General features: G+C 70.6%; 13 protein-coding genes. 1 reads left to right on the forward strand and 12 read right to left on the reverse strand.

Going from position 1 to position 13,752, the window contains the following annotated elements; genetic code table 11:
• Positions 1–6: 6 nt before the first annotated feature.
• Positions 7–666, reverse strand: coding sequence for a leucine efflux protein LeuE (gene leuE, locus OG623_RS12810; RefSeq protein ID WP_406146439.1), 660 nt, complete (start codon positions 664–666; stop codon positions 7–9).
• Positions 667–763: 97 nt separating this feature from the next.
• Positions 764–2,344, reverse strand: a complete 1,581-nt coding sequence (locus OG623_RS12815; RefSeq protein WP_406146440.1) for a methylmalonyl-CoA mutase — start codon at positions 2,342–2,344, stop codon at positions 764–766.
• 129 nt (positions 2,345–2,473) lie between these two features.
• Here OG623_RS12815 and OG623_RS12820 point away from each other — a divergent pair, with 129 nt between their 5' ends.
• The gene (locus tag OG623_RS12820; RefSeq protein WP_406146442.1) at positions 2,474–3,382 is read left to right on the forward strand and encodes a L,D-transpeptidase family protein; all 909 of its coding nucleotides are present in this window, start codon (positions 2,474–2,476) and stop codon (positions 3,380–3,382) included.
• 177 nt (positions 3,383–3,559) lie between these two features.
• On the opposite strand, the gene OG623_RS12825 is transcribed toward OG623_RS12820, so the two are convergent.
• From OG623_RS12825 to OG623_RS12870, 10 genes are all read right to left on the reverse strand, one after another.
• A complete protein-coding gene (locus OG623_RS12825; protein ID WP_406146444.1) occupies positions 3,560–4,642 on the reverse strand; it encodes a hypothetical protein in 1,083 nt (360 codons plus the stop codon).
• On the reverse strand, positions 4,642–5,325 hold the full coding sequence (locus OG623_RS12830; RefSeq protein ID WP_406146445.1) for an RNA polymerase sigma factor: 684 nt from the start codon (positions 5,323–5,325) through the stop codon (positions 4,642–4,644). Before OG623_RS12830 ends, OG623_RS12825 begins: the two co-directional genes overlap by 1 nt.
• 286 nt (positions 5,326–5,611) lie before the next feature.
• Entirely contained in the window at positions 5,612–6,919 is a 1,308-nt protein-coding gene (locus OG623_RS12835; protein ID WP_406146447.1) for an alpha-glucosidase/alpha-galactosidase, read from the reverse strand.
• Positions 6,916–7,914 (reverse strand): carbohydrate kinase family protein, encoded by a 999-nt coding sequence (locus OG623_RS12840; protein ID WP_406146448.1) that lies wholly within the window; start codon positions 7,912–7,914, stop codon positions 6,916–6,918. Before OG623_RS12840 ends, OG623_RS12835 begins: the two co-directional genes overlap by 4 nt.
• Before the next feature lie 108 nt (positions 7,915–8,022).
• Positions 8,023–8,856 carry a carbohydrate ABC transporter permease gene (locus tag OG623_RS12845; RefSeq protein WP_406146449.1) on the reverse strand — a complete coding sequence of 278 codons (834 nt, stop codon included), beginning with the start codon at positions 8,854–8,856 and terminating at the stop codon, positions 8,023–8,025.
• Positions 8,853–9,803 carry a carbohydrate ABC transporter permease gene (locus tag OG623_RS12850; protein WP_406146450.1) on the reverse strand — a complete coding sequence of 317 codons (951 nt, stop codon included), beginning with the start codon at positions 9,801–9,803 and terminating at the stop codon, positions 8,853–8,855. Before OG623_RS12850 ends, OG623_RS12845 begins: the two co-directional genes overlap by 4 nt.
• A gap of 11 nt (positions 9,804–9,814) precedes the next feature.
• Positions 9,815–11,146, reverse strand: coding sequence for an ABC transporter substrate-binding protein (locus tag OG623_RS12855; RefSeq protein WP_406146452.1), 1,332 nt, complete (start codon positions 11,144–11,146; stop codon positions 9,815–9,817).
• Between the two features lie 224 nt (positions 11,147–11,370).
• Complete coding sequence (locus OG623_RS12860) at positions 11,371–12,192, reverse strand: endo alpha-1,4 polygalactosaminidase (RefSeq protein WP_406146453.1); 822 nt, start codon at positions 12,190–12,192, stop codon at positions 11,371–11,373.
• A 278-nt stretch (positions 12,193–12,470) separates the two neighbouring features.
• Complete coding sequence (locus tag OG623_RS12865) at positions 12,471–13,064, reverse strand: hypothetical protein (protein ID WP_406146455.1); 594 nt, start codon at positions 13,062–13,064, stop codon at positions 12,471–12,473.
• Positions 13,065–13,188: 124 nt separating this feature from the next.
• Positions 13,189–13,695 carry a hypothetical protein gene (locus OG623_RS12870; RefSeq protein WP_406146456.1) on the reverse strand — a complete coding sequence of 169 codons (507 nt, stop codon included), beginning with the start codon at positions 13,693–13,695 and terminating at the stop codon, positions 13,189–13,191.
• Positions 13,696–13,752: the final 57 nt, after the last annotated feature.

Genomic DNA, 13,752 nt, shown 5'->3' on the forward strand with positions numbered 1-13,752 from the left:
CCACGCTCAGACGCTGCTGAACGACAGCTTCGCCGCGAACCCGAGGAACAGCACACCCGCCGCCGAAGTGGCCCCCGCCGACAGCCGCTTGCGGCGGCGGAACGCGGCGGCCAGGCGGGTGCCGCCGAATATGAGCGCCGAGAGGTAGAGGAAGCTGCCGATCTGCAGCAGCGTGCCCAGGAGCAGGAAGGACAGCCCCGGATAGGCGTAACCCGGGTCGACGAACTGCACGAAGAAGGAGATGAGGAAAAGGATCAGCTTGGGATTGAACAGGCTGACCACGAGCGCCCGCCGGAAGGGGTGTTCCGCCTCCTTGGCGGGCGCGCCGTCCTCATCCGTGAGCTCGGCCATGTGCTGGTGCCGCTCGCGCCACATCGACAGGGCCGACCGCATCATCCCTATCGCCATCCAGGTCAGATAGCCCGCGCCGGCGAACTTGACGACGGCGAAGAGCAGAGGCGTCGTCTGCAGCAGGGAGGCGGCGCCCAGCGCGGACAGCGTCATCAGGATCGTGTCCCCGGTCCACACTCCGGCGGCGGCCACATAACCCGTGCGCACACCACGTCTGGCGCCTACGGACAGCACGTACAGCGAATTCGGCCCCGGCAGCAGAATGATCAGCACCAGGCCGGCGAGATAGGTCGGAAGATCGGTGACACCCAGCATGAACGGAGTCTCGCACGCGGCTACGACAATCCGCCCGGGCGGTCCAGAATGCGGCAGATCGGCCCTGGGCGTCTCAGAACTTCAGACCTTCGGCCTCTCAGAACGCGTCGGTCGGGACGTACGCCCCCCAGACCTCCCGCAGCGCGTCGCAGACCTCGCCCACCGTGGCCCGCGCCCGCAGGGCGTCCTTCATCGGGTACAGCACGTTGTCCGTACCCTCCGCCGCCGTCCTCAGCTCCGCCAGCGCCGCGTCCACCGCCCCCTGGTCCCGCTCCGCGCGCAGTCGCGCCAGCCGGGCCGCCTGCCGGTCCTCGATCGACGGGTCGACCCGCAGCGGTTCGTACGGCTCCTCCTCGTCGAGGCGGAAGCGGTTCACCCCGACGACGACGCGCTCGCCGCTGTCCGTCTCCTGCGCGATGCGATAGGCGCTGCGCTCGATCTCGCCCTTCTGGAAACCGCGTTCGATGGCCTCGACCGCGCCGCCCATGTCATCGACCCTGAGCATCAGCTCCAGGGCCGCGGCCTCGACGTCGTCGGTCATCCTCTCGACGACGTACGAACCGGCGAAGGGGTCCACCGTCGCCGTGACATCCGTCTCGTACGCCAGGACCTGCTGGGTCCGCAGGGCGAGGCGGGCCGACTTGTCCGTCGGCAGGGCGATGGCCTCGTCGAAGGAGTTGGTGTGCAGCGACTGCGTGCCGCCCAGGACCGCGCCAAGACCCTGCACGGCGACCCGGACCAGATTGACCTCGGGCTGCTGTGCGGTGAGCTGGACGCCCGCTGTCTGGGTGTGGAAGCGCAGCATCAGGGACTTGGGGTTCTTCGCGCCGAACTCCTCGCGCATCACCCGCGCCCAGATCCGGCGGGCGGCACGGAATTTGGCGACCTCTTCGAGGAGCGTCGTACGGGCCACGAAGAAGAAGGAGAGCCGCGGCGCGAAGGCGTCGACATCCATGCCGGCCGCGACGGCCGTACGGACGTACTCGATGCCGTCGGCCAGGGTGAAGGCGATCTCCTGCGCGGGCGACGCACCCGCCTCGGCCATGTGGTAGCCGGAGATCGAGATGGTGTTCCACCTGGGGATCTCGGCCCGGCAGTACTTGAAGATGTCGGCGATCAGCCGCAGCGAGGGCTTCGGCGGGAAGATGTACGTGCCCCTGGCGATGTACTCCTTCAGCACGTCGTTCTGGACGGTGCCCGTCAGCCGGTCCGCCGGAACGCCCTGTTCCTCCGCGACCAGCTGGTAGAGGAGAAGGAGCAGCGCGGCGGGGGCGTTGATGGTCATCGAGGTGGAGACCTCGCCCAGCGGGATGCCGTCGAAGAGGACACGCATGTCGTCGATGGAGTCGATCGCCACACCGACCTTGCCGACCTCGCCGGAGGCGATGGGAGCGTCCGAGTCGTGCCCCATCTGGGTGGGCAGGTCGAAGGCCACGGACAGACCCGCCGTGCCGTTGGCGATCAGCTGCTTGTAGCGGGCGTTGGACTCGGTGGCGGTGCCGAATCCCGCGTACTGCCGCATCGTCCAGGGTCTGCCCGTGTACATCGTGGGGTAGACACCACGCGTGAACGGGAACGAACCAGGGGCGCCCAGCTTCTCCTCGGGCCGCCAGCCTTCGAGCGTCTCCGGCCCGTACACCGGCTCGATGGGCAGCCCCGACTCGGACTCACGCGTCATCTGCTGTGCCTCCCGCTTCGATCTGCGTAGGTCTCCCACTATGCGCAGGATTCGGCAACCGGGCAGCGCGGGAATCCGTCTCATGAGATATCCACGCGCGAACCACGGGCGCGAACCAGGGGGCCGAGGATGAGACGCATACGGACGAACGGGTACGCGCGCGGAGTGCGCACGACGGCGGTGGCGGCCGCCGGTGTGGTCGCGCTGGCCACGCTGACGACGGGCTGCAAGATCGAGACGGTGGGGGCCGCGGAACCCACCGCGGCCCCCACGGGGTCCTCCGCGGGCCCCGCCTCCGCACGGCCCACCTCCGCGCAGCCCACGGACGACGCCAAGCCGGGCGGCGGGGCTACCCCGTCGGCCACCCACACGCGGACACCGAGCGCACGGCCCTCCCCGCAGCCCAGCACCCTGATGTCCGTCGGGGACCGGACCAAGCGGGTGCGGGAGCTCCAGGCGCGGCTGCGCCAGATCGGCCACTTCGACCGGAGCCCCACGGGCTACTACGGCACGGTGACCGTCGCATCCGTGCAGTCCTTCCAGGGCAAGCGGGGCCTGTCCCGCACGGGGCGGACCGACACCGTGACCTGGGAGCGCCTGCTCGCCATGACGCGGCAACCGACGGCGAAGGAGCTGGACCCGCCGGCCCCCGCCCCGAAGGCCGCGAAGCCCGACGCCCGCTGCATGAAGGGCCGGGTGATGTGCATCAGCAAGAAGAGCCGCACGCTGTCCTGGATGATCGACGGCAAGGTCGTCTCGTCGATGGACGTGCGGTTCGGCTCGCAGTACACGCCCACCCGCGACGGCAGCTTCTCGGTGTACTGGAAGTCCCGCCACCATGTCTCGACGCTCTACGACTCCCCCATGCCGTACGCCATGTTCTTCAGCGGCGGCCAGGCCGTGCACTACTCCTCGGACTTCGCGGCGCGCGGCTACAACGGCGCCTCGCACGGCTGTGTGAACGTACGGGACGAGGGGAAGATCGCGTCGCTCTACGCCCAGGTACGGAACGGCGACAAGGTCGTCATTTACTGGTAGAGCGTTCAACCGAATAAGGGGCGCGGGCGGGACCGGGGGAACGTGTCCCACCCGCGCCGGGTGCGCGGAGCCGAAGGTACGGGGGGAACCCCGGCTCGTCGCGCGGCCGATGACCAGTCGGCACTCATTACTGCGCCGCACCGCCGAAGAACGTTACAGCTGAGGCGTTTGCGCAGGTCAGCCAGCTATGAGCAGAGGAGAGGGCGCGGGCGACGGGCTCTTCGACGCGTCCGTCCCGTCCCCGGTGCCCGCGTCCGGCGTGCTCTCCTCGGTCGGCGGAAGGAAGCCGATGGGGGGAAGGGAGGACTCGCCGTCGCCGCTCCCGCCGCCCTCCCCGACGGTGTTCCGGTCGTCGTCCTGGCCCTGGCCGTGATCACCGCCCCCCTCACCGTCCTCCGCGTCGATGAGGCGGTCGCAGAAGCGCTTCAGGTTCTGCTTCCCGCCGGCCAGTCCGAGGAGCCTGGACTCCTCCGCCTCGCCCAGGGTGTCATCCCGGAAGGAGCGGCAGGCCGTGACCGACTTCTTGTACACCTCGGCCCTGGAACCCTGGGGTGCCTCGCGTCCCCCCGTGCCGTCCTGGCTGCCACCACCGGTAGTGCTGTCGCCGCCGGTGTCCTCGCGGTCCGTCGCGGACCCGCCGTCCTGCCCGGTCCGCCCGTCGCTCCCGGCCTCGCCGTCCTCCGGCGTTTCCGGGGCCTTCGCTCTGCCGGGCGAACCGGACGGGCTGACGGAGGGCGACGGAGAGGCCGGCTCGCCGACGTCGGGCAGATCGACGCCCAGTTCCTCGGGGGACGCGGACGCCGATACCGACGTGGCGGGCGCGGGCGAGCCGCTCCCGCCGAACGGCGCGGGGAGCATGCCGGTGCCCCCGGCGACCGCCACGCCACCGAGCGCGCACCCGGCGAGCGACACGGCGAGGCCGTAACGCAGCGGGCGGGTCCAGCGCGGCCGTCCGGGCATGGCCGTGCGGGCCGCCCCGATCCGTACGGTGTGCCGGGCGTCCTGCTCACTCGCGAGCCCGACGGGGCTCGCGGCCCCGGCGCGCTTCCCCCCTCGGGACGCCTCCCGGAAGGCGGCCAGTACGGCGGCCTCACCGGGCAGTTCGTCCGCGGCGGGGGCAGGATCCCGCACCGTGCTCAGCGCGGCCTCCAGCCGACGGGCCCGGCTCCTGGCACGATCGCCGACGGGTTCGACGGGCTCGCCGCGGAGCAACATCTCCGCCGCGTCCGCATCAAGCCACTCGTGCTGCTCGTCGGCCATCACATGTCCTTCTGCGTCCACGGACGCGAATGCGTCACACCGGCGGGCGCCACCGAACCCTGACGGCCGGGGCGTTGCGCGGGTACGGCGCCGAGCTCCGCGCCCGCCGCCGGAATTTCGTCCTCCGGGCCGTGGTCGGCGCCCACCAGCTCGGCCAGCCGCTTCAGTCCCCGGTGGGCCGCGGTGCGCACAGCGCCGGGCCGCTTGCCCAGCGTCCTGGCCGCGCTCTTCGCGTCGAGCCCGATCACCACCCGGAGCACGACCGCCTCGGCCTGGTCCTGGGGAAGCTGGGCGATGAGGGAGATGGTGCGTCCGGTGGCCAGCGACTCCAGCGCCTCGCCGGCGGTGTCGGACTCGGCGGGCTCAGCGGCCAGTTCGCTCTCGTCGCCGCCTATCGCGGGGCGCCTGCCCCGCATCCGTATGTGGTCGAGCGAGCGGTTGCGCGCGATCCTGGCCGCCCAGCCTCGGAACCGGTCGGCGTCCCCGCTGAACCGGTCGAGGTCACGCGCTATCTGCAGCCAGGACTCCGACGCCACGTCCTCGGCGTCCGGTTCACCGACCAGCGTCCGTATGTAGCCCAGCAGCCGTGGGTGCACGGCGCGGTACACAGTCCGGAAGGCGTCCTCGTCCCCGTCCTGCGCCGCGAGCACCGCGGCGGTCAGCTCCGCGTCGTCCCCCAGCACTCCCTCAACCCGCCCCGCTGATCCGAATCGTAGCTGGTCACCACTACTGCGCCACGCTGCGTGCCTCAGCACGCTACGGGGTCGGACGGTGCCCCGTCCATGACTTGTACAACCCGCAACCGTCTCCTGACACAGCGCGGTGTGACAGAAAACGCACCGGCGGCGCTGAGATGAGTACGGGGTCGCTCCGCGGCCCCGTGGAAGACGGCCGGGGCCTCTCCTGTGGGGGGTGGCGGCCCCGGTCGTCGTCCCCCTCCTGACCAGGCGGAAGCAGCCTGTGCCGTGATCAGCTCCCGAGGACGGCGCGCAGGGACGGCTGGAGCAGTTCGCCGTGGGCGCGCACCATGTCGTCGCACAAGGCCCAGATGCGCTCGACGGGCAGCACGGCCCCGGTGGCCGGGTCGGCCATGGCCGCCTGCCTGACGGAGCGCGGGTCGTCCTCCAGGGCGGCGCGTACGACCAGGTCGTTCATGCTCAGGTACTGCCGGTTCAGGGCGGCGCACTGGGCGGGCAGGGAGCCGATCCGGGTGGGCTGGACGCCCATCGCGTCGACGAGGCAGGGCACTTCGACGGTTCCGGTGGCCGGCAGGTTGTCGATGAGTCCGTGGTTGGGGACGTTGCCGTAGACGGCGCGCGGGGTGCCGGTGGTGATGCTGTGGATGATCTGCGGGGCGTACTCCAGGGTGCCCTCGACGGGCAGCTCGGCCCCGGAGGCGAGTGCGGCGCGGGTCTTCTCGTACTCGGCGACGTTCTCGTCGACGATGCCGAGGTAGGCGCCGATGGGGAGCCGCAGCCGCTCCACCTCGCTCGCGTGGCCCAGGTACCACGGCACGTACTCGGAGGAGTGCTCGCTGGTCTCCGTCGGATAGTGGCCGAGGCGCCGGTACATGTCGACGCGGACCCGCCGACGCAGCTCGGGATCCTCCGCGATACGGGCGTCCAGCAGGGGGTACAGGTCGGTTCCGTCGCGCTCGAAACGCAGCACCCACGCCTGGTGGTTGACGCCGGCGGCCTGGTAGCCGACCTCGTCGAAGGGGACGCCGACCAGCTCCGCCAGGTCGTGCATGGTCCAGTACACCGAGTGGCACAGGCCCACGACGCGCTTGAGGCCGGTGGCCTGGGCGAGGTACTGCACGTTCATCGCCATGGGGTTGGTGTAGTTGAGCAGCCACGCATCGGGGCACACCGCGGCGATGTCCTCGCCCAGTGCCTTGAGCAGCGGGAAGGTCCGTAGCGCGCGGAAGATGCCACCGATGCCGAGAGTGTCGCCGATGGTCTGGCGCACCCCGTGGCGGGCCGGGATCTCGAAGTCGGTGCGGGTCGCCTCGCCCATGCCCACCTGGACGATGTTGATGACGAAATCGGCGCCGTCCAGTGCCTCCCGGCGCTCGGCGTGCGCGGTGATCCTCGGGGAGGCTCCGGTCCGTACGGCGATGGCGCGGGCCGCGCCCTCGGCGGTGTCGAGGCGTTCGGCGTCGATGTCGTGCAACGCGATGTGGACGCCCCTGAGTTCGGGGAAGGCGAAGATGTCCGCCAGCAGTCCCTGGGTGAAGACGACGCTTCCTGCGCCGATGAATACGATCTTGGTGGTCATGAGGGGTTCTTTCCGTTGCGGGCGACGGCTGCCTGCGCCTCGTCCCAGGTGGGTTGTGCGGGGGTGCCGCCGTGGGCCCTGGTGGACAGCGCACCGCAGGCGGCGGCGAGATCGAGGGCGTCGGTGGCGCCGAGGCCGTTCAGGATCGCGGTGACGAAACCGGCGTCGAAGCTGTCGCCCGCGCCGACGGTGTCCTTCGGACGGGCCGGGACACCGGCTGTCCGCAGGACGCTGCGGCCGTCATGGACGAGGGCGCCGTCGGCGCCGTTCTTGACGACCACGAGCGGCCCGAGCGCGGCGAGCCGGGCCGCGGCCACGTCGAGCAGGACGGGACCGGTAGCGGGGCCGTCAGCGGGGCCGTTGACGGGACCGGTCGCGAGGCCGGCCAGGGCGATCGCCTCCTGGGCGTTGGGCAGCAGGATGTCGGTGACGGCAAGTACCGCGTCGAGGGCGTCGCCGCGCCAGGTGCCGGACGGGTCGTCGTTGGTGTCGAGCGAGGTGGTGGCGCCGTGGCGGCGCGCCACCCGCATCAGCCCGGGCAGCGCCTCCGCGAGAGCGGGCATGAGGAAGTAGGAGGCGGCGTGCACATGCCTGGAGTCGGCGAGCAGCGCCTCGGGGACGTCGTCGCCCGTGGTGGCGTGCAGCGTGCCGGGGGCGGTGAGGATCGCCCGGTCACCGGCCCGGGTCAGCACCGTGGTGAGCGGGGTCGGCAGGCCGGGATCGAGGCGCAGGGCGTCGGTGTTGACGCCCCTGGCGTCGAGGACGCTCCGTACGTAGCGACCGGCGTCGTCGTCGCCGACGCGGCCGGCGAACGCGACCTTCATGCCGAGCCTGGCGGCGCCGCAGGCCATGATCGCGCCGGAGCCGCCGAGTGTGAGCAGGCCCGTATCGACGAGCTGCTCACGTTGGCCGAAGGCGAGTGGTGTGTCGAGCGGTCCGAGGACGATGTCGGGGTTGGCGTCCCCGATGACCAGCAGGTCGAAGGTGGAGGGCATCAGGCTTCCGTGGGTGTCGGTGCGGTGTCGGTGTCCGGGTCGGTGTCCGGGTCGGTGTCATGGGTGACGTGGGTGCCATCGGTCGTGACGAGGAGGAGCGACGGCGGCTCAGCCCTTGAGCCCGCTCGACGTGATGGACCGGATGAAGGACTTCTGCGCGAGGAGGAAGGCGAGCAGGACCGGCAGGATGGTGATCACGTTGCCCGCCATGACCGCGGCCCACTGGGTGTGGTGCGTGCCCTGGAAGGTGGTCAGCCCGAGCTGGAGCGTGTAGTGCGTGTCGTGGTTGATCGCGATCAGCGGCCAGGTCAGGTCGTTCCAGGTGGTCAGGAACGTCAGGACCGCCACCGTGCTCAGCGCCGGCCGGGACAGCGGCAGGACGATACGCAGGAGCACCGTCAGCCGGGAACAGCCGTCGATCCAGGCGGCCTCCTCCAGCTCCCGGGGCAGGGACAGGAAGAACTGGCGCAGCAGGAAGACGGCGAACGGCGTGACGAGCGAGGGGACGATCAGTGCACCGAGGGTGTCGATCAGCCCCAGCCGCTTCATGACCAGGAACGTGGGGATCATCGTGAGCTGGAAGGGCACGGTCATCGTGGCGAGCATCAGCGCCAGCAGCACGCGGGAGCCGCCGAACCGCATGCGGGCGAACGCGTAACCGCCGAGCGCGCCGAACACGAGGTTGGAGACGACCGTGACGGCCGACACGATCAGCGAGTTGGCGAACCACTGAGGGAACAGGGCGTTGCCGAGCACGTACCGGTAACCGCCCAGATCGATGCCGGAGGGCCACAGGGCGGGCGGGAAGCGGTTGATCTCGCTGTTGCTCATCACCGAGCTCAGCAGCAGCCATACCAGCGGGATCGCGAACAGCAGGGCGAGCGGGGCAAGCGCGAGGTGCCAGGCGCTGAACGGCAGCCTCGGGCGTCGGGGCGCCGTCATCGTACGGCTCCTTCGAGGCGATGGTTCTGCCGTTTCCTGGCCACCCGCAGGACGACACCGATCAGCAGCAGGGCGACGGCGAGCGCATAGGCGGCGGCAGCGCCGTAACCGGCGGTGAAGTTCTTGAAGGCCTGTTCCCAGATGAAGTAGACGATCACGGTCGTGGAGCCGAGTGGTCCGCCCTTCGTCGTCACGTACACCAGGTCGAAGACCTGCAAGGACTCGATGGTCTGCCACAGCACGAGGAACACGCTGACGGGCCCGAGGGCGGGCAGGGTGACATGGCGCAGGATCTGGAAGTGCCCCGCGCCGTCCAGCCGCGCCGCCTCGATGAGGGACAGCGGCACGTCCTGAAGGGCGGCGAGATAGATCACGACACAGAAACCGGTGCCGCTCCACAGTGAGATCGCCACCAGGACCAACAGCGCCTGGCCCGGGTCGGTCAGGAACCCCTGCGCCGAGAGCCCCAGGCTGTGCAGCACCGAGTTGGCGGCCCCGAACTGCGGGTCGAGGATGAAGGAGAACAGCACGCCCTGGGCCGTCGCGGATATGACGAACGGCACGAAGATCAGGGTGCGGTAGAGGCCGACCAGACGGATGCGCCGGTTCAGCGCGACGGCGAGCGTCAGCCCGAGTGCCATGCTCAGCGGCACGTACATCAGCGTGTAGAGCAGTGTGTTGCGGACGGCCTGGCCGAAGTGCGGGTCCTCGACCAGCGCGTGGTAGTTCTGCAGTCCTACCCAGCGGCTGGGTGTGACCAGGTCGTCGGCCTGGAACGACAGCAGCAGCGACCACACGACGGGGACGACGCTCAGCCCCAGGATGATCAGGATCGCGGGCGAGATGAAGGACCAGGCGGTCATCGACTCACGGCGGCGTTTGCGGCGCAGCGCGGGTGCGGGCCGGTCGCGGTCGCTGAGGGTGAGTGGGGCAGGCAGGCTCGGCATCCTTGTGCTCCTCAACGCGGGATCAGCAGTGCGGCGTTGGCCACGTCGGCGCATCGACGCAGCGCCTTGGCCGGGGTGTCCGCACCGAGCAGTACGGCGATGACGGCCTGTCCGAGCGCCTGGGAGATCTGCGGATAGGCGGGATGTGTGGGGCGGACCCGCGCGGACCGAAGGGCGTGGGTGAACACCCGCAGTCCCGGCGTGTCTGCCTCCTGCTTCTCCCAGGCGGCCAGCGCCTGGGTGCGACCGGTCAGCGGGAGACTGCCCGCCTGGATGTCCCAACGCACGTCCTGGGCGGGCTGGTTGAGCCAGCGCAGGAAGGTTCGTGCGGCATCGGAGCGCCCGGAGCCGTTGTCGAAGACCATCCAGGTGTCGGGGCCCGAGATGGTCAGAGGCCTACGGCTGTAGCTGGGCAGCGGCACCACGTGGTAATCGATCTTCGCCTGGCGGATGTCGGGAAGCTCCCACGGCCCGGTGACGACCATGCCCATCCGGCCGGAGTGGAAGACCTGGTAGAGCTGCTCGCTGTCGGGCTTGGGGTCGACGTAGACGCTCCGCTCGCGTGCGAGTGTCTCCACGGTCTCCAGGGCCCGCACGCCGACATCGGCGAAGCCGATGCCGCGCCCGTCCTCGGCGATGACGTCACCGCCCAGGTCCCAGATCATCGGCCACAGACGCCACACGGTGTCCTCGTCGCCCACACCGGGCCATCCGGTGCCGAAGGAGCCGCGCCTCCTGTCGGTGAGGCGTCCGGCCGTTTCGGTGAACTCCTCCCAGGTCCAGCCGGCTTCGGGCAGCGGGACCCCGGCATCGGCGAAGAGCTTCTTGTTGCAGACGACGGCAAGGGTGTCGATCAGCGCGGGAGCGGCCCGGACACGGCCGTTCAGCGTGACGGCGTCACGGGCCGGCGCCCAGTAGGTGTTCCACGGGAGGGGGCCCGAGCGGAAGGTGTCGGTGAGGTCCACCACCGACGGGCTGTGCGCGACGTTGGCGAGATCCGACCCGAAGACATAGGCGATGTCGGGAAAGGATCCGGAGGCCAGGGCCGCCGTCAGCTTCTGGAGCATCGAGTCGGCCAGTACGCCGCCGCCGGAGTCGACGTGAATGGCCGGGTGGGTGCGGTTGAACTCCGTGACCAGTTTCTCGATGGCCACGCGGCCGGTGTCGGTCTGTCCGTGCCACAGCTCGACCACGGTCCGGCCGTCGGCGGTGGTACCGCCCCCGGTGTCCGTCGCGCACCCGGGCAGCGTCGCCGCCGCCGCGGCACCGAGCGCGAGCCCTGCGCCACGGCGCAGCACCGTACGACGCGCGGCCCCGGTGACGGTGTGCTCTCCTGCGGGCATCTGAGCCTCCCTGCGCTGTTCGAAGGAGCGGGCGGGCGCGGGGGCATGGCCCCGAGGCCCGCGAGGAGGGCGGTGTTCCGGCCGTGCCGGCGCATGGGGGGACGGTGCGCCCGCCCATCCATGTCGGCGCACAGCGCTGGTGTGCCCGCCCGAGTCGGCGGCGCGCAGGGGTCGGTGCGCCCGCCCGTGTCGGCGTGGACGCACCGGACCACCGCGGGGCCGGGTCAGCAGGTCTCGCGCAGGTATCCGCTCGACGTATCGGGCCGGACCAGCTTGTCGCGACGGACGATGCTCAGTTCGTCACCCCAGCCGTCGCAGGCTGTCTTCAGGCCCGCGGAGGTGTACTCGATCACGATGACCTCGTTGCCGAACGCCTCCTGGTACGTGCCGCACTCCTCCCACTGGCCGCATTCCTCGGCCACGGCGAAGTCGAGCCCGTTCTCCGCGGCGTTGCCGGCCAGCTCCGCGGTGTTCTTCTGCGCGACGGCGAGGCCCTTGCCGTGCGCGTGGGAGGACAGCAACCTGACCATCGCCTGTGCCTGGGCGTCGTCCAGCAGGTCGTCGGAGCGTGTGTACGTGTCGTAGTTGTCGGGCTCGACGGCCTGGAAGCCCTTGCTCGCGCAGCCGTCGATCCAGCCGTTGACCTTCTCGGCGATGCGTACGCGCTTGGCCTCGGTGCTGATGTCGAGCAGGACTTCGTCCCATTCGCCGTCGACGACGTTGTTCCCGTCGGCGTCCTTGAGGAGCAGGTCGGAGTCCCAGTCGTCCAGTTCGCCCGGCTGCGTCTGGAAGGCGTTCACGTAGCAGATGTTGTACAGCCCCTGCGCGGGCGGCGCTTCGTGGTCCCGGCTGACGACGGTGACACCGCTCGGGGGGTCGTACTCCCCGCCGATCTGGTAGTCGAAGCCCGCGTGTGCCGGGGGGAGGGCGACCGCGTTCGACGAGGCGCCGGCCGAGGCGGAGTAGAGGAGTGAGGTGGCGACAGCAGTTGCGGTCACCGCGGCGGCGGCGAGACAACGACGGGAGAGAACACGCTTCATGCTCATCCGTTGAGCTCCAGCTGAGGGAGGGTACGTCCCCGCCTCGGAACCTCAGGTTCCTGGCGACTTTGTCCGGACTCGGGGCTCGCGAACGGGCCTGTACCGGCTAGGCGTACCTCTGGCGCCAGATGGCTCGAATCTGGCGTTGCATGGAGTAAAGCGAGCAGAAGTCATCATGTCAACAGAGCGAAAATGCTCGGTATCTGATTGCTCAGAAGCGACATCGCATCGGCCGGTGTCCAGGTGACCACCGCCCGACCGGCCCGCCCCGTCCCGGAATCAGGTCACCGCGAGGGCTCTCCGCCGGACCGGCCGAGGCCGCGGGCGCGGCGGGACATCACCGCGCGCAGCACCCGCCGGCCCTCGGTCGACAGATCGAGGGCCCGGCGCAGTCCCGTCGCACCGCCCGGGGCACCGGCGGTGTCGGCGAGACTCTCCAGGATCTCGGCCTGGCGCCGGAGCTCGCCGGTGACGAGCGGGCCGCCGCCCGAGGCGCCGTCGGCCCGGAAGCTCTCGGCCGTCCGGTCGGTGTCACCGGTCGGGAAGTCGCACTCGCGGTGGATGTCGAGGGCGAGGAGCGAGCAGGCGTCCGCCCACGCGCGGAGCGGCTCCGCGCTGAAGTCCCGGGGTGCGGAGCCGAGCAGCACCCTGATGCGGGCCGTCGTGGCGTCCTTCGCCGCGGCGCTCTCCAGCGCCGTGTGCGCGGTGTCGAGCCTGGCGGCCCATTCGGCACCGCTCCCGCAGCCCGCCCAGAGCGGACGCAGGGGCTCCGGAGCACCGCCGTCCTCGGGCTGCGGAAGGCAGCGGTCCAGACAGGCGACCCCGCTCGCCGCCAGACCCTGCTCGTCGGCACGAGCGATCAGCTCCAGCAGACTCATCGACGCCTCCCCCATCGGTTCACCGTTCCTCGGTGGTCGGGAAGCGCACCGCTCCCCGTTACCGCGTACAGCGTCGGATGGCTGAAAAGCGTCACTCTTCCGGCACAGGTCCGCACAGCGGAACTCAGTCGGACAGGCTCTCGATGCCCAGACGGTCCAGGAAAGCGAAGAAAAGTTCCTCTGCGGAGAGCTCCGGCTCCTCGATCCGCAACAGTTCGAGCAGGGGCCCTTCGAGGACTCCGCGGCCGGATTCCGCCGCCCAGCCGACGGCGCGGGCGGCGGCGTCCTCGGGAGGCAGGAAGAGGTCCTCGGTCGTCGGCCCTTCCCGGCCGAGGTGCACCGCCATCGGTGCCCTGCCGAGGCAGGCGTACCAGGACCCGCTGTACGGCGCCGCCGCCTCGACGGCCACGCAGACGCCGTCCATGACGAATCCGAGGAGGACCGGCGCGCGTGCGGCCTCGGCGAGCGCGGTCATGCTGCCGAGCGAGGGTTGGGTGGGGTGGGACCAGACCTGCCAGCCGTCGGCGCGGTACTCACGCAGCGTCAGGAGTTCGCGCGCCTCCCGTAACGCGGGATGGCCGATGAGCGGCTCGCCGCTGCGGCCCACCAGATAGCAGCCCCAGAAACCCACGTCGCGCTCCCCCCGCGGTCCGGGCAGTCATTCTTCCCGCCCGGGACCACGGAGAAG

The organism is Streptomyces sp. NBC_01012 (assembly GCF_045162755.1).
Taxonomy (GTDB): Bacteria; Actinomycetota; Actinomycetes; order Streptomycetales; family Streptomycetaceae; genus Streptomyces.